We start from the raw sequence: 20,230 nt of genomic DNA, 5'->3' as shown, positions 1-20,230 counted from the left end.
TGGTGAGGGGCTGCCGTGACGAATCCATCCATCGAAGTCGATCCGGGCGATGTCCGGACCATCCGGCGCCGGTTGCGCTACGACCGGGATCATCCGCGCTACAAGTGGATCGTTCTGACCAACACCACGCTCGGTGTCCTGCTCACGGCCGTCAACTCATCGATCGTGCTGATCTCGCTGCCCGCGATCTTCCGCGGTGTCGGGCTCAACCCGCTCGAGGCGGGCAACGTCGGATACCTGCTGTGGATGCTGATGGGTTACCTGCTCGCCACTGCCGTGCTGGTGGTGATGTTCGGGCGGCTCGGCGACATCTTCGGCCGGGTGCGGGTCTACAACCTCGGCTTCACCATCTTCGCGCTGTCGGCGGTCGCGCTGTCCTTCGATCCGTGGCACGGGGGCGCCGGTGCGATGTGGATCATCGTCTGGCGCGTCGTCCAGGGTGTCGGCGGCGCGATGCTCACCGCCAACTCCTCGGCGATCCTCACCGATGCCTTCCCGGCCGGTCAGCGTGGCACCGCGCTGGGTATCAACATGGTCGCGGCGGTGGCCGGTTCGTTCTTCGGCCTGCTCATCGGCGGCGTGCTCTCGGAATGGGATTGGCGCGCGGTGTTCTGGGTCAGCGTCCCGATCGCCGTCCTCGGGGCGGTCTGGTCCTACCGCTCGCTGCACGAGGTCGGCATCCGGACCGCCGGCAAGCTGGACTGGGCGGGCACCATCACCTTCGGCCTCGGTCTCACCGCGCTGCTGACCGGCATCACCTACGGCATCCAGCCCTACGGCGGCCACGCCACCGGCTGGACCAGCCCGTGGGTGCTTTCCGCGGTGCTGGGCGGCATCGTGTTGCTCGCGGTGTTCTGCGTGGTGGAGATTCGCGTCGCCGACCCGATGTTCCACCTGGGGCTGTTCCGGCACCGGGCCTTCGGGCTCGGCAACTTCGCCAATCTGATGGTCTCGATCGGACGCGGCGGCATGCAGTTCATGCTGATCATCTGGTTGCAGGGCATCTGGCTCCCGCTGCACGGGTACGACTTCGAGTCCACCCCGCTGTGGGCCGGCATCTACCTGTTGCCGTTGACCATCGGATTCCTCGCCGCCGGACCGATTTCGGGCTGGCTGTCCGATCGCTACGGGCCACGGCTGTTCACCACCGGAGGCGCATTGCTGACCGGCGTGACGTTCCTGCTGCTGCTGATCATCCCGGTGGATTTCGACTACCGGCTGTTCGCGCTGATCACCCTGCTCAACGGCATCGGCAGCGGCTTGTTCTTCTCGCCGAACACCGCCGCCATCATGTCCAGCGTCCCCGCCGCCCAGCGCGGCGCGGCCTCCGGCATGCGCGGCACCCTGTTCAACGGCGGCAACGCGCTGTCGATGGGAATCTTCTTCTCCCTGATGGTCGTCGGGCTGGCGGCGAACCTGCCGTCCGCGCTGGACTCCGGGCTGCGCGCGCAGGGCGTCTCGGCGGGGGCCGCCGCCGAACTTGCCGCGATGCCGCCGGTGGCCAGCATGTTCGCCGCGTTCCTCGGCTACAACCCGATCCAGGAGTTGCTCGGTCCCACCGGGGAACTCGGCAAGCCGGGCGTCGACGCGCAAACCCTCACCGGTCAGGAGTTCTTCCCCGATCTGCTCACCGGCCCGTTCCATTCCGGATTGGTGGTGGTGTTCGTCTCGGCTGCCGTGATGATGTTCCTGGCCGCCGTGGCTTCCTGGTTCATCGGTGCGAAATACGTCTACGACGAGGCGGCCGAACTCGCCGCGGCCGGAACGGAGGCGGAAGATCTGAGCGCCGCGGTACCCGTCCGCTGATCGGTGATCGGCGCAACGGGTTTCGCGCCCGGGCTGGCCTCGCGCCGCGCGAGGACTTACCGTCGATCGAGATGAACGCTGTCCCGACTCCGGTGGTGCTGTCGGTTGTCGTCTTCGTCGCGCTCATGACCGCGGGGCGGTGGCTGCTCGTCGACGAGACGGCCACCGATCGGCTGATCAACCGCACCTTCAGCTGGAACCTCGTAGGTCTGCTGCTGTACGAGGTGGCCGTCGCGTTGGATCGTCCCGACATCGGGCCGCGCCTCTACCTCTGCGGTGGTCTCATGGCGGTCGCCAGCTTCTACGGGCTGGCCAGGCTCGTCGACGGCGCCGACGTGGCGGCAGTCCACCGGCGTCAGCGGCGATACGATACGGCGGCGGCCGCTGTCGCCGTTTCGCTGATCGTCGTCACACCGATCCTGCGGTGGGCGTGGCGGATCGACTACGTCGAAGTCGTATGGACGCTGTCGGCGCTACCCGGGGTCGCCTGTGCGTTGCTTTTCGCTCGTGCCTGCGTTCGCGAGTTGCGCTCCAGAGGCGTTTCGATCAGGGCGAAGATCACTTTCGCGATGTTGCTCGCGTTCGCGATCTATTGGTTGATCTCGATGACGATCATGGTCGGTCGCGCGCTCGCCGGTACACCGCCGAGCGAGCCGGGAAAGGGGTGGGCTGTCGCGGCGATCCTCATGTTCTCCGCCATCACCCTGGTGACGATGATCCCCCTGGTCACGGCGCTGCTGGCGCGGGCGGGCCTGGATCGCGCCGGGCGCGCCTGCCGCAGGCTGCGGCCGCTGTGGCGGGATCTCACCGCCGTGGTGCCGGAAGTCGTGCTGGCCGAGGATCTTTCCGCGCCGAGGGAGGCCACCTCCCGGCTCTATCGGATGACCGTCGAGATCTGGGACGCGCTGCTGCACTTGAGACCCTATGCGCCCGGCTGGCCCGCCGGGATCGACAGCGACGCGCGTCGCTATGCGCTCCAGGTCGCGCTGGCCGTGCGAGCCAAGCGCGGCGGTAGCGCCCCGGCGCCGGGCCTCCCCGCCGTGGGCGCGGCGCAGGCGGAGGCTCGCGATCGTGCGGCGGAATTCCGGTTTCTGCTCGAATTGGCTCGGGCATGGCCGGAGGCTGTCGCGGCCGTGAGTCACCGGCCGGTCGACGCGCAGATCCCGGCGACGGCCGCGGTATCCCAATAGAAGGGCCGCACCTCGGCGATACGGCCGTCGGCGAAGGTGATCGTCTGCAAGATCGGGAAAGTGAGTTCGCGGCCCGTCGCGCGAGCGCGAGCGTGGACTTCCGTATGCACCACGACGGTCTCGGCGGCCGTGAGGAAACGCTGTTCGAGCAGATCGAAAGCTTCCCAGGTGGCGCTCATCGCGCGGAAGAACCGCTCCATGCCGTCGTGACCGCGCCAGATCCCGCCGTACGGCAGGTTCTCGGCTTGATGGAGGACCACCGCTGGATGGAAGAACGGCGCGAGCAGGTCGAACGAAGCGTTGCCCGGCCCACCGGCCGCCAGGTATTCCGCTTCGGCCGCGTACATTCCGGTCAGCACGGTCATCGAGTCGGTCGTCGATCGCGTCATACGGGCCAGTCTGACCGCCGGGGGCGGGCGGGACCGGCGGTATTCGGACCTCGCATGCCCGCCGAGGCGGTTCCCGCACACGCGTCGCGGGCACGGGAACCGCTGGGGGAATCAGTGTGCGGCGACCGGCTCTTGGCGGGTGTCGTGGCGCAGGCCGATGGACATGATGTCGGAGGGCTCGTCGAGTTCGATGCGATGCCAACGGTTCCGAGGGACCACGAAGGCGGTGCCCGGCGTGAGGCGGACCATCGTCTCGTCGTCGCACGCGTGCTCCGGTCGTAGATAGAGGCGTAGCGCGCCGGTCAGGCAGCACACCGCTTCGTCGCTGCCGGGATGGACTTCCCAGTGGTCGGCGTGCACGTCGGCGTCGGATTCGACGTGGAAGGTCGCGAGCTGCCAGTCGCCGTCGCCGGTGGCCATCCGGCGTTCACCGGCTACTACCGAACCGTCGGGGCCGAAATTGATCGCGCGGCGGAACAAGTCGATCGAGTTCTGATTCATGTTGTGTTCCCTTGGATGTGATGGGTGGGGATACTTTTCGGCTCTTCGGTTTCGAGGATCTCCGCGCACACTGGTTGCGAGAGCCGCTCGACGAGCGCCCCCCGTGGAAGCCTGACGAGGCGTCTTCACGTGCGCGCGGCGGAGAGTTCTGCCGCCTGCACGTCCTGCGGCGTCGTGCGGATCGTGCGGCGCGTCGTCGGCAGCACGGTCGCGGCGACGATGCTCGCCACCGCGAACAGTCCCGCCGCGCAGCAGAGCGCCAGGGCGTACCCATCGTTCAGAGCCGCGGGCGCGGTGCTGTTGCCGGTTCTCGCCGCCGCGACGGTGGCGAGCGCGGCGACGCCGACGCAGCCGCCGAGCTGGCGCGCGCTGTTGAAGACGCCGGAGGCCATTCCAGCTTCATGGGGCGCGACGCCCATGGTCGCCGCGGCGGCCACCGGGGCCAGGCACAGTCCGAGGCCGAATCCGCCCAGCAGCGAGGGGCCGAGGACGTCGGCGAGGAAGCTGCCGTCGGGGCTGATGAAGGCGAACCAGCCGATACCCACCGTGGTCAGCACTCCGCCGAGGACGAGCGCCGCTTTCGGTGATCGCGTGCCGCCGAGACGAGTGGCCACCATCGTGCCGACGATGACACTGAGCGAGAACGGTACGAACGCCGCGCCCGCCGCGCCCGCGCTCATGCCCAGCACCTGCTGTTGATACAGCGACAGCAGATAGAACGCACTGAATTGCCCGGCCCCGGCGAGGAATACGAAAACATTCGCGCCGCTCACCCAGCGGCTGCCGAACAAGCCGAGCCGAACCAATGGAGTCGATGTACGCGCCTCGACGGCGAGGAAGGCCGCGAGCAGCACCGCCCCTGCGCCGAGTGTGATCGCCGTGGTGGTGGAGAGCCAGCCGTGGTGTTCGGTCCGCACCACGCCCACCACCAGCAGACCGATTCCGGCGGTGCCGAGGACGGCGCCCGGCACGTCGATCTGTCCTCGCTCGCCTACCCGATCCGCGGCGACACCGGCCACCGCCGCGCCGAGCGCGATCACCACGATCGGGACGTTGATCAGCATGACCCAGCGCCAGTTCGCGTACTCGGTCAGCAATCCGCCGACCAGCACACCTATCGCGCCGCCCGCCGCGTTCACCGCGCTCCACACGCCGAGCGCTCGCACCCGTGCGGGACCTTCCGGGAATGTCGTGGTGAGCGTGGCCAGAGCGGCGGGTGCCACGGCCGCCGCCGCGAGGCCCTGCACCGCTCGCGCGGCGACGAGCTGCCACGGCTCCTGCGCGAGACCACCGGCCAGCGAGGCGACCCCGAACGCGACGAGCCCGCCGGTGAACAACTTTCGCCGCCCGAACAGGTCGGCCGCCTTCCCGCCCAGCAGCAGGAACCCGCCGAAGGTCAGCGCGTAGATGTGCACCACCCAGGCCAGATCGACCGGCGCGAAGCCCAGATCTGCCCGGATGGCGGGCAGCGCGACGTTCACCACCGCGAGGTCCAACGCGACCATGAACTGCGCGACGGCCACCGCCGTCAGCGCCATGCTCGGCCGCTCTCCAGAGTTTTTATACATGTATAAAAACTAACCGCACGGCTCGCCCCGTGTCCACACCCTTTTCGGGGGATGGGTGAAGATGGACCCATGCCGAGTTCGTCGCCGCAGCCCCACCGCACCGGCCGACCCGCGCGTATCTCCCGCGCGGACATCGTCGCGGCGGCCAACGCGGTGATCGAGGCCGACGGCGTGGAGAAGCTGACCATGCGCCGCCTTGCCACCGAACTCGGTTGCACGCCGATGGCGCTCTACCACCATGTGCGCGACAAGGAAGACCTGCTCCGGCTGCTGCTCAACGACTATGCGGACCAGGTGGTGTGGCCCGATCTGCCCGAGGAGCCACGACAGCGCGTCCGCGTCGCGGCGCGGGCTATGCGCGACGTGCTCGCCACGCGCCCTTGGGTCGTCGAAATCCTCGCCGCCGACGACCTTTTGGGCGTCTCCGCGCTGTGGGTCACCGAATCGATCGTGGACGGGTTCGTCGCCGGGGGGCTACCCCTGGAGCGCGCCGTGCAGGCGTACCGCGCCATCTGGCATTACACGGCGGGCAACCTCATCGTGCGCGCCCGATCCGCCCGCCGGGCCACGGAGGACCGCCCCACCTTCCGTGCGCAGGTCTTCGCCGACCTCGACGCCGACGCCTACCCCCGCCTAGCCGCGCTCGGCTCCGACTACGTATCCCTCGCCGCCGAGGACACCTACGAACTCGGACTGGAGGCCCTCATCGAGGGCCTGCTCCGGACGCCGTGAGACTCAGAACGTCACCCGCTGATCCGCGGGCAGGAACAGCTTGTCGCCTTCCTTCACCTCGAATGTCTTGTAGAACTCGTCGAGATTGCGGACCACCTGATTGCAGCGGAATTCGTTGGGGGAGTGGGTGTCGATGCTGAGGTAGCGGACGGTGAGTTCTTTCGTCTGCTTCTCCCGCCAGCTGCGGGCCCAGGACAGGAACATGGTGCGGTAGTCGGGATTATCGATACCCCGGCGCTTCTCGGCGATGCGGAAAGCGGCCAAGGTGATCTGAAGTCCGCGCAGATCGGCGAGGTTCTCGCCGACGGTGAGCTCGCCGTTGACGTGCTGGTTCGGTTCCAGTCCCTCCGGAACGAGCGCGTTGTACTGGTCGACCAGTTGCTTGGCCTTGGCGTCGAACGCGGCGCGGTCCTCGGGCGTCCACCAGTCGCGGCGATTGCCGTCCCCGTCGTACTTGGAGCCCTGGTCGTCGAAACCGTGGCCGATCTCGTGCCCGATGGTCGACCCGACCGCGCCGAAATTGACCGCGGGCAGCGCGTCCTTGTCGAAGAACGGCGGCTGGAGGTAGGCCGCCGGGAAGACGATCTGATTGGAGTTCGACGAGTAGTAGGCATTCACCGTCTGCGGCGACATCCCCCATTCGTCTTTGTCGACCGGCGTGCCGAGTCGCGCGAACGCGCGCTTGACCTCGAAAGCGTTGATGGCGAGCAACGACTCGATCAGCTTGCCTTTGGTGATCTGGAGCTTGGAGTAGTCGACCCACTTGTCCGGGTAGCCGATCTTGGGATCGATCTTGTCCAGTTTCGCCAGTGACGCCGCCCTGGTCGCGGGCGACATCCAGGTCGAGTTGGTGAAGTTCTCCCGGTAAGCCGCGAGGACGTCGGCGAGCATTTCCTTGGCCCGCTCCTTGGCCTCCGGCGGGAAGTGCTTGGCCACATACAATTTCCCGAGCTGCTCGCCGAGCTTGTCGTCGACGATCGAAACCCCGTACTTCCAGCGTTCGGGCCGCTCGTCCTGCCCGTTGAGCACTTTGCCCTTGAATTCGAAGTTCGCGTCGTTGACGGCTTTGGGCAGGTAGGGCGCGAACTCACGCAGCACGTAGAGCTTGAGGTAGTCCCGCCAGGTCGCGATATCCACTTCGGTCCACAACTGGCCCGCCGCCGTGATGTAGGAGGGCTGGTTGACCACCATCGTCGCGAACAGCTCGCGCGGGCGGTCGGTGTTCCCGGCCAGCCACGGGTCCCAGTCGAAGCCCGGAGCGAGTGCGGTCATATCGGCCCAGCTGTACACGTTGTACGTCGCGTCGGTGTCGCGGTTGCGCACGTTGTCCCAATGCGCGGGCGCGATCCGCTTCTCCAGGTCGAACACCCGCTGCGCGAGACCGGCCGGATCGGCGAACCCCGCGCCCGCGGCGATGCGCTCGAGGAAGGACCGGTACTGCGTGAGCACCTCGGTGTATTCCGGCTTCCGGTAGTACTGCTCGCCGAGGCCGAGTCCGGCCTGCCCGACCGAAGGGATGTAGGCGTTCGAGTTCTTCCGGTCGACGCCGATGCCGAGCCCGATCAACCCGTCGATCGGCAGCCGGGCCATCACCTTCGCCAGGTCCGGCTTGGTGGCGGCGCCATCGATCTCGGCGAACAGCGGCGCCAGGGGCGTCATGCCGAGCCGTTCGATCTCGTCCCAGTCCACCCTGGCGTCGTAGAGGTCCCTGATCTGCTGCTCTTCCGAACCGGGTTTCGGGTCCCGGATGCCGTCGATGATCTCCCGCAACTGCTGCTCGGTGCGCTCACCCGCCTCACTGCCCGAGCCGTAGCTGACCTTGTCCGGCGGCAGCTGGTAGTCCCGCAGCCACTTCCCGTTGACGTGCCGGTACAGGTCGTCCTGCGGCCGGATCGTCTCGTCCACGCCACTGAGATCGACGCCCGTGAGCGTCCTGCTCGCGGGTTCGGTGTCGTCCGAGCACGCGACCAGCGCCGCGGCGGCCGGCACGGCCCCGAGGGCGACCAGGAAGGCACGACGATCCAGCTTTGCTCGCCGACCGGTAGATGTCACGAGAATCCTCTCCCCGACGCGGCGGTGCCGCAGATGTACGAAGGCAGCCTTGCAGGACACGAGGCTACCGGCGCGACGCCGGACCGGCCGGGATTGGGGAAACGGGCACCCCCGCGTGGCCCCGATTTGGGAACGACCTGCGGGTTCCCATACACTAGACCGGTTGCCTGCGGGAGCTATGCCCGCAATCCGGCAGTGAACCCCCAGTGGTTGGTTCCGCGTTTCTTGCTCGAACCGAGGAAACCGCTGGCAGGCGCGCGTCCGGAGGGCAACCGACCATGCCCGTCGGGTCGGCAATCCGGCGTGCACATACGTCCAGGTCAAGGAGGACGCTGAAGTGATTCAGCAGGAGTCGCGACTGCGCGTCGCCGACAACACGGGCGCGAAGGAAATCCTTTGCATCCGCGTTCTCGGTGGTTCGTCGCGTCGCTATGCCGGTATCGGCGACATCATCGTCGCTACCGTGAAAGACGCCATCCCCGGCGGCAACGTGAAGCGGGGTGACGTCGTCAAGGCCGTCGTCGTGCGCACCACCAAGGAGCGCCGTCGTCCCGATGGTTCCTACATCAAGTTCGACGAGAACGCGGCCGTGCTCATCAAGGCGGACAACGACCCGCGCGGCACTCGTATCTTCGGCCCGGTCGGCCGCGAGCTGCGTGACAAGAAGTTCATGAAGATCGTGTCGCTGGCTCCGGAGGTGCTCTGACATGAAGGTGCACAAGGGTGACACCGTGCTCGTCATCTCGGGCAAGGACAAGGGCGCCAAGGGCAAGGTCATCCAGGCCTACCCGAAGGAGAACCGGGTCCTCGTCGAGGGCGTGAACCGGATCAAGAAGCACGTCGCGAACTCCGCCAACCAGCGCGGCGCCTCCTCGGGCGGCATCGTGACCCAGGAAGCCCCCATCCACGTCTCGAACGTGATGGTCGTCGACTCCGACGGCAAGCCGGCTCGTATCGGCTACCGGACCGACGAGGAGAGCGGCAAGCGGGTCCGGATCTCCCGTAAGAACGGGAAGGACATCTGATATGACCACGACGGAAAAAGTGCAGCCCCGGCTGAAGCAGCGCTACCGCGAAGAAATCAAGGACGCGCTGAACAAAGAATTCGGCTACCCCAACGTGATGCAGATCCCGGGCGTGGTGAAGGTCGTCGTCAACATGGGTGTCGGCGACGCCGCCCGCGACGCGAAGCTGATCAACGGCGCCGTCGAGGACCTGGCCCTGATCACCGGTCAGAAGCCGCAGATCCGCAAGGCGACCAAGTCCATCGCGCAGTTCAAGCTGCGTGAGGGCATGCCGATCGGCGCCAAGGTCACCCTGCGCGGCGACCGGATGTGGGAGTTCCTGGACCGCCTGGTCTCCATCGCGCTGCCCCGTATCCGCGACTTCCGCGGCCTGTCGCCGAAGCAGTTCGACGGCAACGGCAACTACACGTTCGGCCTGAGCGAGCAGTCGATGTTCCACGAGATCGACGTGGACCGGATCGACCGTCCGCGTGGTATGGACATCACCGTGGTGACCACCGCGACCAACAACGAAGAAGGCCGTGCCCTGCTCAAGCACCTCGGCTTCCCGTTCAAGGAGAACTGAGCCATGGCTAAGAAAGCACTGGTCAACAAGGCCAACGCCAAGCCGAAGTTTGCGGTCCGCGCCTACACCCGCTGCCAGCGGTGCGGCCGCCCCCACGCGGTCTACCGCAAGTTCGGCCTGTGCCGCGTGTGCCTGCGCGAAATGGCGCACCGCGGCGAGCTGCCGGGCGTGCACAAGAGCTCCTGGTGAGCTGACGCTCCGCTGAGCGTCGTCAACTGAACATCTGAGCGAGGGCACGGACTCCAGTCGAGTCCGTGCCTTTGCTGTCTCCAGGAGTTTCTCTGCTATCTCATCGCTGCCGTGCTCGCGGCGCGCCCGCCGTCCCGCACAGCCGAGGAGGTTCGCGCTGTCGCGAGTTGCCCGGCGAGATTTATGTGGTGGTGTGGTCGAGGTACCGTCGGCGTGCCTGGTTCAGTTCGCGGCTCCACGTTGTTCCTTCGTCGGCCAACCGGCGTTGGAGCGTCCGTGGCCCGACATCGAGGAGTCGGGCGGCGTCCGCCAGCGAGGGCGTACCTTCGGTGAGGGCGCCCTCCAGTGCGGTGCCCACCCGGTCCGACCATGTCGGAGAGCACACGGGCGGCGGCATAGTGGCATAACGGCGCCCGGTCGCCGTGGAAACCCCGGCTGCGTGGTGGGTTTCGAATGCAGCTGGATGAGATCCGTCAAGGCCCGACACCAGTCGATCGGTCAGTTCCCTCGATCGGCGCCTCTGGAAATCTCGGGGTGTTTCGCCGTAGCGTGCCTTGAACGCTTGGGAGAACCAGGTTTGTGTGAAACCGCAACGTGCGGCCACCTCGCTGACAGTCGTGCTCTTTCCCTGTTGGGAGAGCAGGTCGCGCGCGGCGCGCAGCGCCTCGTCCTGCCGCACTTCCCGGTAGGTGGTACCGCTCTGCTGGAGGGCGAGCCGCAATTGCCGGGGCGACCAGCCGAGAGCCGATGCCACCGCGGGCAGACGCAAGTCCCCGACACCGACGTGCTCCCGCACGTACTGACGAACGGCTGCAGCCGTTTCAGCCAGATGGCTTCGTTGCGGGCCCATATCGCCGAGCAGCATCAAGCAGATCAGCTCAGTGATTCGATCGCAGACGGCGTTGAATTGCCCGTCCGTGAGGTTGGATCGCTCGGCATGCGTTTCGCCGATCATGCTCTGCACGATCCGTCCCAGGCCCGATTCCATGCCGAGCGTCGTTTGCGGCGGTCTGGCGGAAGACAGGCGATTGTCGATATCAGCACGCGGTATACGAACCGCGTTCGTCACCATGCGTGGCATGTAGTACCGAAACGGCTGATCTGGGCTCAATAGCATTGCGCTACCGGGAGTGACACGCGTTACCGTGTCATTCATTTCGAAGGTATTGACTCCTCCCACAGCCCGCTGCGGCACGACCAACCAGTAGTCGTTACCACCCTGACGGGTGTGTGCCGGGGTCCGCCAGGCCAGACGCTCGCTGCGTTGGTCGAAGCGCAGGAGAGTGTGAGCAACAGTGTCCTGAACGGTGGCACGGATCCACCAGTTGCGCGGATCACGATACCGGGACTCGGACGGCAGAAAGCTGTCGCTGAGTGCTTCCCACTCGTCGATGTCTTTCGTAACAAGCTCGGTGTACATCATGATGACGCCTTGGCAGATGTGTTATTCGGGACTTTACGATTCAACATCACCTTGGAGGACCTGTAGCTGTCCTGCATATCCCGTCTTCACTCTCCACTACGCGCTGGATTCCAGCAGTACGGGAAGTGCGAGGGGCCCGCAGGTGATGAAGTTCGGGCCGTAGACCTGGGTGATGTCACCAGCCAGGCGCAATCGCGGGAATCGGTTGAACAGCGTAGACAACGCGATGTGGCTTTCCAGCCGGGCCAGATGAGCGCCGAGGCAGACATGCGGTCCCCGGCCGAACGCCAGCTGGTCCCGGTGATCGCGGTCGATGTCGAAAGTACCGGCGTCCGGATAGCGCTCCGGGTCCCGCCCGACGCCGCCGTACCACCCCACCATGGCTCCCGCCGGAATGTCTACGCCGGCGATGGTGATGTCTTGCAGCGCATACCGAGTGGGAAGAATAGCGGCCACCGAAGAGCGGAAGCGCAGCATCTCCTCGACGACGTCCTTCCACCGGTCTTCGGCCTGGGCTTTGGCGAGCTGCTCGGGATGGGTGCACAGCGTGACGACCGTGTTGCCGAGCAGGTGCACGGTGGTTTCATGTCCGGCCATGAGCACCAACCACAACATGTTGACCAGTTCGTCGTCGGTCAAACCGTTCGCTTCGTTGGCCTCCAGCAGCGCGGAGGTGAGGTCGTCGCCGGGTGTGCGCCGTTTGCGGCCGAGGAGTTCGGCGAGGTAGCCGAGCATATCCGCCATCGCGGCCTGAATCTCGTCGCCGGTGCTCAGATGCGACATGACCGTGGACGCCCAGATCCGGAATTGTTGTTGTTCGGACGCCGGTACACCGAACAGTTCGCCGATCACCCGCACCGGCAGGGGGGTGGTATAGCTGGAGACGAGATTGATTTCGGCCTTGTGGTCGGGAATATCGTCGAGGAGTTCGGTGGCGATCTGCTGGATTCGGGGCTCGAGCGCGGCCACTCTGCGAGGGGTGAACGCCTGGCTGATCGTTCTCCGCAGCCGTCGATGATCCTCACCGTCCATGTTGATCATGTGATCGATATCGGTGAGCGCGCGCAAGGGCCAGTCGGCTGGAATCGTGCCGTCCTGCAGCGCCGGACAGTTGCGCGGGTTCTTGCTCAAGACGGTGCCGTCTCCGGCGAGGATTTCGCTCACCGCTTTGTGGCTGACGGCGAACCAGGCCACGACATTGCCGGGCAGTTCGATCGGAACGATCGGTCCACGCCGACGGATCCTGTCGAAGGTATCGAAAACCAACTCGCCAGCGGTAGGCAGCTGAGCGACGGGCTCGGTCATGATGTCTCCCATGGTGCGTTCGGTCACACACGGACACGGCTGACGTGTGCCCGCCCAGTGTCGGCCGCAGCGACACGCCGAACGACCGGAACTGGGAATCGCTGCCTCATAACGAAAGTGCGACGCAGAAGAACAAACGTGGGAGCGAGATGTGCCAAGACCCTGCCGGGATTCCACCGGCCGATACGGGATTCCGCGAGTGAGCTGGGGCCGTGGCAGTACACATGCACGAGGCATGGGCCGCGGTCCGTGGGTATCCATTGCCGATTCATGACACCCCTCGGGCTCCGAGAATGCCCGTTCAAGGAGAACTGAGCACATGGCAAAGAAAGCACTGGTCAACAAGGCCAACGCCAAGCCGAAGTTTGCGGTCCGCGCCTACACCCGCTGCCAGCGGTGCGGCCGCCCCCACGCGGTCTACCGCAAGTTCGGCCTGTGCCGCGTGTGCCTGCGCGAAATGGCGCACCGCGGCGAGCTGCCGGGCGTGCACAAGAGCTCCTGGTGAGCTGACGCTCCGCTGAGCGTCGTCAACTGAGCATCTGAGCGAGGGCACGGACTCCAGTCGAGTCCGTGCCCTCGTTTGCATGTTTGATCATGATTTCGCCACGATCGACTAGGTAGGCTTCGAGCCATGACGATCCAGTCACCGGACCACTTGCCGCACGAGATGACCGAGGAGCAGTACCGCCAACTGCCGGAGGGTGTCGCGCGTGAGATCGAGGTTGTACACGGACACGTGATCGTCTGCGAGTCTCCGGTTCCTGAACACAATCGTGTGGCACGCCGTTTGGCAGGCTCGATGGAGGATTTGCCGAGCACCGAACCGTGTATCCGCGTCGAGACGGATATCGATGTCGTCCTCTGGCGGATACCGAAGTTCACGTTCCGGCGACCGGATGTGACGGTGTATCGCTGCTTGCCCGAGCGCGGAGCGAAGCCGGAAGCCGGTGACGCGTTGATCGTCGTGGAGGTGTCCTCACCGTCCACCGCCGCCGAAGATATGCTGGACAAGAAGGTTCAGTACGCACGCGCAGGCATTCCGCTCTACCTGGTCGTCGTTCTCGACACCAAATTCGAGATCGAAGAGGTGCGTGAATTCCGCCTCGACGCTCACGCCGCCGAGTATCGCCTGCACCGGCTGCACCGCGACGGATTCGTCCGCCTGGAGCACGTGGTGCTCGGCGACATCAGCTTCGCCGACCTGGCTCGGTAGTCGCCGGCTCGGCCAACGCGCAAGGTCATCGCACTGTGATTGCGGAGTTCGCAACGACCTTCTCGCGTTGGTGTGCACCGGATCTGCTGAACTGATGGACGCACGCCGCCGTCGAATGTTTGACCGAAGCCGGAATTCTGCACCAGCTCACTGTCGGCCGCCGCAACCGTGCCTTCGAGTCGTTCGACGCGATCACCGCGTTCACACCGCTCTGGGACGGCGTCTTGCCAGTCCTTCGTTCCTCTGACTGTCGAGGGATCTGATGTGTGGCCGACCTCGGCTGTGATTTGTCCCGGATATCCAGTTCGATGACACGTTTTGTGTCGATAGCGCTTAACGTCGCGGGGGCACAACAGTTGGTTCGGAAGGTGGCGGCGAGCGTGACAGGTACCGAGGCGAAGCTTGATGAACTGGTCAAGATCCTGACGATCGCTGCGGAACCGGCGGGTGAGGCCGGTGCGGCCAAGCGGGAGAAGAAGGGTGTTCCGAGCGTTCGCCAGCGTGTGGCCATGCTGCTCGACCGCGGGACGTTCATCGAGACCGGTGCGTTGGCTCGTCAGCCCGACCGACCGGATGCTCTCTACGGTGACGGGCTTGTTACCGGTCGCGGTCTGATCGGGGGCCGTCCGGTGGTGGTGATCGCCCACGATCAGACCGTGTACGGCGGGTCGGTCGGTATCACGTCCGCCCGCAAGTTCATGCGGGCGCTGCAACTCGCGTTCGACAACGCATGCCCGGTGGTGACGATCAATGATTCCGGCGGTGCGCGTATCCAGGACGCGGTGGGTTCGATCGCTTCGTTCGGTGATATTTCCCGGGTGTTGGAGAAACTGTCCGGGTATGTGCCACAGGTGTCGATCATTCTCGGCAAGTGCGCAGCGGGTTCGGTGTACGGGCCGATCAACACCGACGTGCTCATCGGCACCAGGGATTCCTACATGTTCGTCACCGGGCCGGAGGTGATCAAAGCCGTCAACGGTGAGGACGTCACCGCCGAGGAACTCGGTGGCGCCGAAGTACAGGCCAAACGCGGCACCCTGCATCACGTGGCCGACACCGAGCAGGAAGCCTACGAGTGGGCGCGCAATTACCTGAGCTACATGCCGACGAGCTGTCTCGAGCAGCCGCCGATCGTGAACCCAGGCCTGGAGCCGGAGATCACTGCTACCGATCGGGAGCTCGACACGATCATCCCGGATTCCGATCGCGCCGGTTACGACATGCACGAGATCCTGCTGCGGATTTTCGACGACGGCGAATTCCACGAAATCCGCGCCGCGTTCGCCCCGAATTTGATCACCGGGTTCGCCAGGGTCGACGGCTATCCGGTCGGTGTGATCGCCAACCAGCCGTTGGTGCTGGGTGGTTCCATCGATGCCGCCTGCTCGGACAAGTCGACCTATTTCATCCGGCTCTGCGACGCGTTCAATATCCCCCTGGTGTTCGTCGCGGACACCCCGGGCGTGCTGCCAGGCCTCGAGCAGGAAGCCAACGGTGTGATCATCCGCGGCGGGCGGGTCCCGCGTGCGATCATCGAGGCGACGGTCCCGATCATCAACCTGGTCGTGCGCAAGTCTTACGGTGGCGCCTACGGCATGATGGCGGCCCGACAGGTAGGTGCCGACATCAGTTTCGCCTGGCCGACGGCCCGGATCGCTGTGATCGGCGCCGACAGCGCGGTCGACCTCATCGGCAAGCGGCAATTGGCGGCGGTGCCGGAGGAGCATCGGGCAGCGGCGCGCGAGTTCATGATCAACCAGTACAACGAGACGATCGCCACCCCGTGGATCGCCGCCGAACGCGGCTACATCGACGCGGTCATCGAACCGGCGCGGACCCGTCTGGAGATCCGAAGCGCGCTACGCCTGTTGCGGGACAAGCCGCCGGTCAAGCCGGAGTTCAACCCGCGCAAGCACCCGGTGTACCCGATGTGATCTTCCCGTCGACTCCTGCGCGACGACGATGTGACCACCGAACCCGCGCCGAGTAGCGAATCGTAGACGATCCGAAGAAAGGCGCTGCGACGGATGGATTCCGCCGCAGCGCCTTTCGCGACTTCAGATCAGCGAATCAATCGCTGATTGTCAGGGCAGCACCTGCGGAATGACATCGGGCGCGACCGTACCCACGACCGCGCCGATCACGGCGCCCAGGATGGCGGTGGTCACCACGCCGACCACGGCGCACAGCGCGTAACCGACGACGAAGATCGCCAGGGTCGGAATGCAGGTGATGAGGGCGGCGACCGCACCGACGCCCGCACCCGCGGCCGCACCGTTCATGACCGGATCCGGGTACTGCGCCCCCGGGTTGGTCGCGATGTCCTTCAGCTCCGCGCCGGTCGCTGCCGAAACCTCAGGTGTCGTCACCGACAGCGTGCGGCCGTCCTCGGACACCTTGGCATCCAGGGCGATGGCGGTACCGGACGGCGTGGCCAGCGTGCGCGGAAGCTCGGTGACCGCCGCGCCCGCCTGGTTCACGACCTTGATCGAGGTCTCACCGAGCTGGAACGTGCCGGCATCCAGTGTGGCGGAAACGGTCTTCAGGTCCGGCGTGACCGTGGTGTGGTAGCCGATGTCCGCGGACGTACCCGACGTCGAGATCGCCTTGGCCAACTGCGCCTGCTGATCGGCGTAGTTGGTGGCCGATGCGGCTCCGGCACCGGCGAACGTAGTGGCCACGACCAGCGGCAGCGCACCGATGAGCGCCTTACGGCCGACCCGCATTGCAGTGTGATGGAACATTGAATTCATTTTCCCTCCCGACCCCCGACCACCCCCGACGTGGACGAATCGAATGTCGCGTCACGTGTATCGAACGAACTATTGGTATCGACTGCGCGCCCGTCGAGGCAAACTATGTGACATTGTCCACAGAGTGGAACCGATTGAGCAACAAGATATTTCGATCCGACAAGACGTTCGGCAAATTGAGAGCGAACGACGTCGCCGACCCGCCGCCGCATCGGGCGACTGCCGCAAAGCTCTCGTTTCGGCGCTATCGACCGGCTGCGGGGTATGGACATCACCGTGGTGACCACCGCGACCAACAACGAACAAACCGTGCCCTGCTCGAGCACCCCCTTCCCGTTCGAGGAGAACTGAACACACGGCTGAGAAGCACTGGTCGACAAGACCAAACGCCAAGCCCGAGTTTGCGGTCCGCGCCTACACCCGCTGCCAGCGGTGCAGCCGCCCCCACGCGGTCGTCCGCCCTCTGCTGACTCCACCGGGAGGCGTGGCTTGATCACATGGGATGTAAGCCTGGGATGCGGGTGACAACCGGTTAAGCTGTACGGAGCTCAGTCGGCCTTGGTGGCAGCTGCACTTGCGGGAGAAGCGCCACTCACCGACTGCAGATACATCAAGGGGGCGGAATGGCATTCGAGGTAGACCCGGACACGCTGCGCGCGGCAGCGGGATCCATGGCGCTGTTGCCGGGCGAAATCGATCGTGCACCGCACCTGGGCGCTGAGCCTGTCGCCGGAAGGTTGAAAGGCTCCGCCGTCGGGACGGCCCTCAGCGGTAGCGATGGCAGGAGCAAGACGGCGAAAGATGTACTGCGGGCCCGGTTCAACCAGTTCTCCGCCCTGCTGGCGTTGTCTGCCGAAAAGTTCCAGAACACGGATGCCGATGCGGCCAATCGCTTGGCGGCGGTGTCCGATATCAACTCGGGTGACCCCTCCCGGGGGCGGTGAGCCATGCCAACCCCAATCGACGTGCTGAACTGGGATGTCTCCGGTCTTCAATCGGTTGCCGACAACGCGACTCGCATCGCAGAAGCGATCATCACAGCATCCAACACGATGCACGGCACCATCTACGGTCTCGGTTGGAAAGGCGAAGCGAGAGGTGCAGCGGAGGGGCGTGCTGATCGCGAGCAGAGCCAGATGCGTTCGATTGCAATTGCTTACGATGATCTCGGTACCGCGTGCGCTGGGGCAGCTCGCGATATGGCCCACCCGATTTCTGAGATCCGCATGATCTTTCAGCATTACGTCGCGCTGCCGGTGACGGTGGGTGACGACTGGAGCGTCAGTGGTGTAGAGGATTGGAACTCGGAAGCCGGGGTGCAGCTTTCGAGGCTAGCCGGATTGGTCGCGACACTCGAAGCATTCGACGCGCAGTGGGGCGCGAAGATCTCCGATGCGAACGAAGAACTCGCGGCCATGGCGCCTGAGTCCGTGCTCGCAGCAGCCAACGCCGCGATCCAGGCCGACCGCTCGCAAGACCCGAGGGCGGACCCAGAACGCATGCAGACCTCTGCTGCGGCGTTCCAGCAGGTGTTCGGTCGGCCACCGACCAGCCCTACCGACTGGACCACTGCGGAGGCGCTGAATCCGAACAGCTACGACCCGAAGTATCAGGGAGTGGGGCCTGAGATTCGAGTGGTACGCATCAATCCTGTCCAAGACCAAGGTGTCGTGCGAACCAGTCAGTACATCGAGCAGCGCGATGTCACCAGCTTTCCGCCGACGAACCGGGACATGGGTGACAATCGAACGGCTGACCCGAACTTCGATCCCGAACACACGCGCGTCGCTACGTATGTGGACTACGAGAACGGCATCGTCGTCATCCGGCAGAATCCATCGGTCGATCAGAATCCCGACGGTAGCCCTGGAGTGTCCAAGGTCGGCGCTCCCGAGGCAACCGTATGGCAGACGGATGACGGCACAGTGCGTATCCGCTATGACGCCGCAAATCCGTTTGCGCCCGACATAGCCAGGAATCCGCCAGGGCCGATGTCCGAGCATCCGATATCGGTCAACGGCGACTTGGTCTTCATTCCCGGCCAGGACGGCGTACAGATACAGGGTGCTCGTTCGGACTACCCGTCTCTCGAGGCTTACCAGGACCGCCCGGATGGCAGCACTCGGACTCTCGCCGTGGACCCGGCTGCGTCCGGCCGTTCGTGGGGGCCCGGTGTGAATCTGCCGTTTCATCACGAGCTTCCCGGTACCGATCCGAATATTTTCGACCAGTTCAGGACATACCAGGAATACCCGGGCGATCAGCCCCCCGGGTTCCCGGTGACGACTGATCTACCAGGAACCTCGGCGGGCACACCGGATAAGGCTCCGTCGGTTCGAACGATCACCGAAGACGATCATCCGTTGGGTCGGTGAGCTTCGTCGGCCGATCCAGAGCTCATGGCTGCTGGTGAAGATTTCGGAGGGAGGGTGAGCATGGTCGGCCTCCGCGCGCTGCGGACGGGGTCCGGGTACTGGGCTGCTGCAACGTGGGCCACTTCGCTGTGGTTCGTTCCCCAGTTGATCGCGCTCGCGGCCGCGATGGCCGTGGCCTACCCGGATCGCAACGAGCCACCCGTCGGCTGCTATTTGGCGATATCGGCTGTAGGTGTGCTCGTCGGGTTGGGGCTGGCATGGTCGAGTTCTGCGAAACGGAGAGGTGTCGCGCTCGGCATGATCACCGCGGCCGCGCTGCTGCTTTGTATACCGGGGCTGCGGTTCTTTCCCTTGGCGCTACCACTGGTGGTCATATGGATCGCGGTTGCTGTTGCCGACGAGAACGAGGGGGCGACGGCCTCCGCGTTCAGCCGGGCAGCTTTCGCCGGATGTTCGGTGGCCATGCTGGTGAACGCGGTTCCCTTGGTCGCTACGGCGTACTATCTGCTGTTTTTGTACGCATTCGTTTTCGTTGCCGAGGTGTTGATAGTTCTCTTCTTGTTTTTGGCGAAGGGCAGGGCTCGGCAGTTCGGGACAGGCGTGGCGATCTCTTGGTTGGGTCTTGTCCTTTCCGTCTTGCTGTCGCTACCGGTGTGGTGAATGCTCTCGAACTGGCAACCTCCATCGATCGGTACGGAGTCCCGTAAGCGCGTCCGTATAGAGTTCATCGAACCGGGGGAGTCCGACTTCTTGGAGACGTTCGGGGCCGAGCGTGTCGCGATTCCTGGAGTCACTGCTTCTTTCGCTGTGAATATTGATTCCGATGATCGGAACAGACTGGAGCTTTCGTACGATGTTATCGGCCGGTCTGCGCGGGTCCGCTGGATTAAAGACTCCACGCTCCTCGTGGATATTTTTCGAGAGCAGGTGTATCGAATTTCGGTTGACCGCAGCGGAATCATCAGAATCGCGACGAGTGGAATTGATCTGAAGGGCGAACTGACCGTAGAGGTGTATCCAATACGGATCAGTGATGTTTCATTGACGCGGTGAGTAACGCGTGTTACAGGCGTGACGGATACGTCAGATCCACTGGACGTAGTCGACCGGTGGGGGCACTCCGCATCGACTCAATGGCAGTGTC

General features: G+C 65.0%; 21 protein-coding genes and 1 pseudogene. 15 read left to right on the top strand and 7 right to left on the bottom strand.

All coding sequences use genetic code 11. The features are described from left to right. The first annotated feature begins 15 nt into the window (after window positions 1-15). Complete coding sequence (locus tag ABZ420_RS19895; RefSeq protein WP_357124576.1) at window positions 16-1,806, top strand: MFS transporter; 1,791 nt, start codon at window positions 16-18, stop codon at window positions 1,804-1,806. 71 nt (window positions 1,807-1,877) lie between these two features. Continuing rightward, entirely contained in the window at window positions 1,878-2,996 is a 1,119-nt protein-coding gene (locus tag ABZ420_RS19890) for a DUF6545 domain-containing protein (RefSeq protein WP_357124573.1), read from the top strand. Here ABZ420_RS19890 and ABZ420_RS19885 read toward each other — a convergent pair. The 3 genes from ABZ420_RS19885 to ABZ420_RS19875 form a co-directional block, all read right to left on the bottom strand. Continuing rightward, the gene (locus tag ABZ420_RS19885) at window positions 2,945-3,385 is read right to left on the bottom strand and encodes a nuclear transport factor 2 family protein (RefSeq protein WP_083863229.1); all 441 of its coding nucleotides are present in this window, start codon (window positions 3,383-3,385) and stop codon (window positions 2,945-2,947) included. The two genes, ABZ420_RS19890 and ABZ420_RS19885, sit on opposite strands and share 52 nt — an antisense overlap. A gap of 111 nt (window positions 3,386-3,496) precedes the next feature. Continuing rightward, on the bottom strand, window positions 3,497-3,886 hold the full coding sequence (locus ABZ420_RS19880; RefSeq protein WP_357124570.1) for a cupin domain-containing protein: 390 nt from the start codon (window positions 3,884-3,886) through the stop codon (window positions 3,497-3,499). Window positions 3,887-4,011: 125 nt separating this feature from the next. Continuing rightward, on the bottom strand, window positions 4,012-5,454 hold the full coding sequence (locus tag ABZ420_RS19875) for an MFS transporter (protein ID WP_357124567.1): 1,443 nt from the start codon (window positions 5,452-5,454) through the stop codon (window positions 4,012-4,014). 69 nt (window positions 5,455-5,523) lie between these two features. Here ABZ420_RS19875 and ABZ420_RS19870 point away from each other — a divergent pair, with 69 nt between their 5' ends. Next, window positions 5,524-6,186, top strand: a complete 663-nt coding sequence (locus ABZ420_RS19870) for a TetR/AcrR family transcriptional regulator (protein WP_357124564.1) — start codon at window positions 5,524-5,526, stop codon at window positions 6,184-6,186. Window positions 6,187-6,189: 3 nt separating this feature from the next. On the opposite strand, the gene ABZ420_RS19865 is transcribed toward ABZ420_RS19870, so the two are convergent. After that, entirely contained in the window at window positions 6,190-8,238 is a 2,049-nt protein-coding gene (locus ABZ420_RS19865) for a M13 family metallopeptidase (protein ID WP_357124561.1), read from the bottom strand. Window positions 8,239-8,575: 337 nt separating this feature from the next. Here ABZ420_RS19865 and rplN point away from each other — a divergent pair, with 337 nt between their 5' ends. The 4 genes from rplN to ABZ420_RS19845 are packed head-to-tail and all read left to right on the top strand — an operon-like array spanning window position 8,576 to window position 10,017. Then, window positions 8,576-8,944 (top strand): 50S ribosomal protein L14, encoded by a 369-nt coding sequence (gene rplN, locus ABZ420_RS19860; protein WP_039795505.1) that lies wholly within the window; start codon window positions 8,576-8,578, stop codon window positions 8,942-8,944. Between the two features lies 1 nt (window position 8,945). Further along, entirely contained in the window at window positions 8,946-9,263 is a 318-nt protein-coding gene (rplX, locus tag ABZ420_RS19855; RefSeq protein ID WP_040864865.1) for a 50S ribosomal protein L24, read from the top strand. 1 nt (window position 9,264) lies between these two features. Then, window positions 9,265-9,828, top strand: a complete 564-nt coding sequence (gene rplE / locus ABZ420_RS19850; protein ID WP_357124558.1) for a 50S ribosomal protein L5 — start codon at window positions 9,265-9,267, stop codon at window positions 9,826-9,828. A 3-nt stretch (window positions 9,829-9,831) separates the two neighbouring features. After that, complete coding sequence (locus tag ABZ420_RS19845) at window positions 9,832-10,017, top strand: type Z 30S ribosomal protein S14 (RefSeq protein WP_014981705.1); 186 nt, start codon at window positions 9,832-9,834, stop codon at window positions 10,015-10,017. A 181-nt stretch (window positions 10,018-10,198) separates the two neighbouring features. Here the strand turns inward: ABZ420_RS19845 and ABZ420_RS19840 are convergent, their stop codons facing one another. Together ABZ420_RS19840 and ABZ420_RS19835 are read right to left on the bottom strand one after the other, a co-directional pair. Continuing rightward, window positions 10,199-11,440, bottom strand: coding sequence for a helix-turn-helix transcriptional regulator (locus ABZ420_RS19840; RefSeq protein ID WP_357124555.1), 1,242 nt, complete (start codon window positions 11,438-11,440; stop codon window positions 10,199-10,201). Window positions 11,441-11,536: 96 nt separating this feature from the next. Continuing rightward, window positions 11,537-12,745: a cytochrome P450 gene (locus tag ABZ420_RS19835; RefSeq protein ID WP_357124552.1), complete on the bottom strand. Its 1,209-nt coding sequence runs from the start codon at window positions 12,743-12,745 to the stop codon at window positions 11,537-11,539. Window positions 12,746-13,064: 319 nt separating this feature from the next. Here ABZ420_RS19835 and ABZ420_RS19830 point away from each other — a divergent pair, with 319 nt between their 5' ends. The 3 genes from ABZ420_RS19830 (at window position 13,065) to ABZ420_RS19820 (ending at window position 15,892) form a co-directional block, all read left to right on the top strand. Continuing rightward, entirely contained in the window at window positions 13,065-13,250 is a 186-nt protein-coding gene (locus ABZ420_RS19830) for a type Z 30S ribosomal protein S14 (RefSeq protein ID WP_014981705.1), read from the top strand. Between the two features lie 126 nt (window positions 13,251-13,376). Next, a complete protein-coding gene (locus ABZ420_RS19825; protein WP_357124549.1) occupies window positions 13,377-13,958 on the top strand; it encodes a Uma2 family endonuclease in 582 nt (193 codons plus the stop codon). 380 nt (window positions 13,959-14,338) lie between these two features. Then, on the top strand, window positions 14,339-15,892 hold the full coding sequence (locus tag ABZ420_RS19820; RefSeq protein WP_357124547.1) for an acyl-CoA carboxylase subunit beta: 1,554 nt from the start codon (window positions 14,339-14,341) through the stop codon (window positions 15,890-15,892). Between the two features lie 150 nt (window positions 15,893-16,042). Here ABZ420_RS19820 and ABZ420_RS19815 read toward each other — a convergent pair whose 3' ends face one another. Beyond that, window positions 16,043-16,711, bottom strand: coding sequence for a hypothetical protein (locus ABZ420_RS19815; protein ID WP_357124544.1), 669 nt, complete (start codon window positions 16,709-16,711; stop codon window positions 16,043-16,045). Between the two features lie 379 nt (window positions 16,712-17,090). Here ABZ420_RS19815 and ABZ420_RS19810 point away from each other — a divergent pair. The 5 genes and pseudogenes from ABZ420_RS19810 to ABZ420_RS19790 form a co-directional block, all read left to right on the top strand. Next, window positions 17,091-17,247, top strand: a pseudogene (locus ABZ420_RS19810) (hypothetical protein); the annotation flags it as partial. Between the two features lie 87 nt (window positions 17,248-17,334). Then, on the top strand, window positions 17,335-17,655 hold the full coding sequence (locus ABZ420_RS19805; RefSeq protein WP_357124541.1) for a hypothetical protein: 321 nt from the start codon (window positions 17,335-17,337) through the stop codon (window positions 17,653-17,655). A 3-nt stretch (window positions 17,656-17,658) separates the two neighbouring features. Beyond that, the gene (locus ABZ420_RS19800; protein WP_357124538.1) at window positions 17,659-19,086 is read left to right on the top strand and encodes a hypothetical protein; all 1,428 of its coding nucleotides are present in this window, start codon (window positions 17,659-17,661) and stop codon (window positions 19,084-19,086) included. A gap of 54 nt (window positions 19,087-19,140) precedes the next feature. Beyond that, a complete protein-coding gene (locus ABZ420_RS19795; protein ID WP_357124535.1) occupies window positions 19,141-19,746 on the top strand; it encodes a hypothetical protein in 606 nt (201 codons plus the stop codon). Further along, window positions 19,747-20,139, top strand: coding sequence for a hypothetical protein (locus ABZ420_RS19790; RefSeq protein WP_357124532.1), 393 nt, complete (start codon window positions 19,747-19,749; stop codon window positions 20,137-20,139). The last annotated feature ends 91 nt before the right edge of the window (window positions 20,140-20,230 follow it).

The organism is Nocardia sp. NPDC005745 (assembly GCF_040630775.1).
Classification (GTDB): domain Bacteria; phylum Actinomycetota; class Actinomycetes; order Mycobacteriales; family Mycobacteriaceae; genus Nocardia.
The sequence above is the reverse complement of the archived record's forward strand: the minus strand, read 5'-3'. Positions and strand labels throughout refer to the sequence as shown.

Coding starts and splice junctions, on each gene's coding strand:
- ABZ420_RS19890 (WP_357124573.1), top strand. CDS start 1,878: ATGAACGCTGTCCCGACTCCGGTGGTGCTGTCGGTTGTCGTCTTCGTC.
- ABZ420_RS19885 (WP_083863229.1), bottom strand. CDS start 3,385: ATGACGCGATCGACGACCGACTCGATGACCGTGCTGACCGGAATGTAC.
- ABZ420_RS19880 (WP_357124570.1), bottom strand. CDS start 3,886: ATGAATCAGAACTCGATCGACTTGTTCCGCCGCGCGATCAATTTCGGC.
- ABZ420_RS19875 (WP_357124567.1), bottom strand. CDS start 5,454: ATGTATAAAAACTCTGGAGAGCGGCCGAGCATGGCGCTGACGGCGGTG.
- ABZ420_RS19870 (WP_357124564.1), top strand. CDS start 5,524: ATGCCGAGTTCGTCGCCGCAGCCCCACCGCACCGGCCGACCCGCGCGT.
- rplX (WP_040864865.1), top strand. CDS start 8,946: ATGAAGGTGCACAAGGGTGACACCGTGCTCGTCATCTCGGGCAAGGAC.
- rplE (WP_357124558.1), top strand. CDS start 9,265: ATGACCACGACGGAAAAAGTGCAGCCCCGGCTGAAGCAGCGCTACCGC.
- ABZ420_RS19845 (WP_014981705.1), top strand. CDS start 9,832: ATGGCTAAGAAAGCACTGGTCAACAAGGCCAACGCCAAGCCGAAGTTT.
- ABZ420_RS19840 (WP_357124555.1), bottom strand. CDS start 11,440: ATGATGTACACCGAGCTTGTTACGAAAGACATCGACGAGTGGGAAGCA.
- ABZ420_RS19835 (WP_357124552.1), bottom strand. CDS start 12,745: ATGACCGAGCCCGTCGCTCAGCTGCCTACCGCTGGCGAGTTGGTTTTC.
- ABZ420_RS19830 (WP_014981705.1), top strand. CDS start 13,065: ATGGCAAAGAAAGCACTGGTCAACAAGGCCAACGCCAAGCCGAAGTTT.
- ABZ420_RS19825 (WP_357124549.1), top strand. CDS start 13,377: ATGACGATCCAGTCACCGGACCACTTGCCGCACGAGATGACCGAGGAG.
- ABZ420_RS19815 (WP_357124544.1), bottom strand. CDS start 16,711: ATGAATTCAATGTTCCATCACACTGCAATGCGGGTCGGCCGTAAGGCG.
- ABZ420_RS19805 (WP_357124541.1), top strand. CDS start 17,335: ATGGCATTCGAGGTAGACCCGGACACGCTGCGCGCGGCAGCGGGATCC.
- ABZ420_RS19800 (WP_357124538.1), top strand. CDS start 17,659: ATGCCAACCCCAATCGACGTGCTGAACTGGGATGTCTCCGGTCTTCAA.
- ABZ420_RS19790 (WP_357124532.1), top strand. CDS start 19,747: ATGCTCTCGAACTGGCAACCTCCATCGATCGGTACGGAGTCCCGTAAG.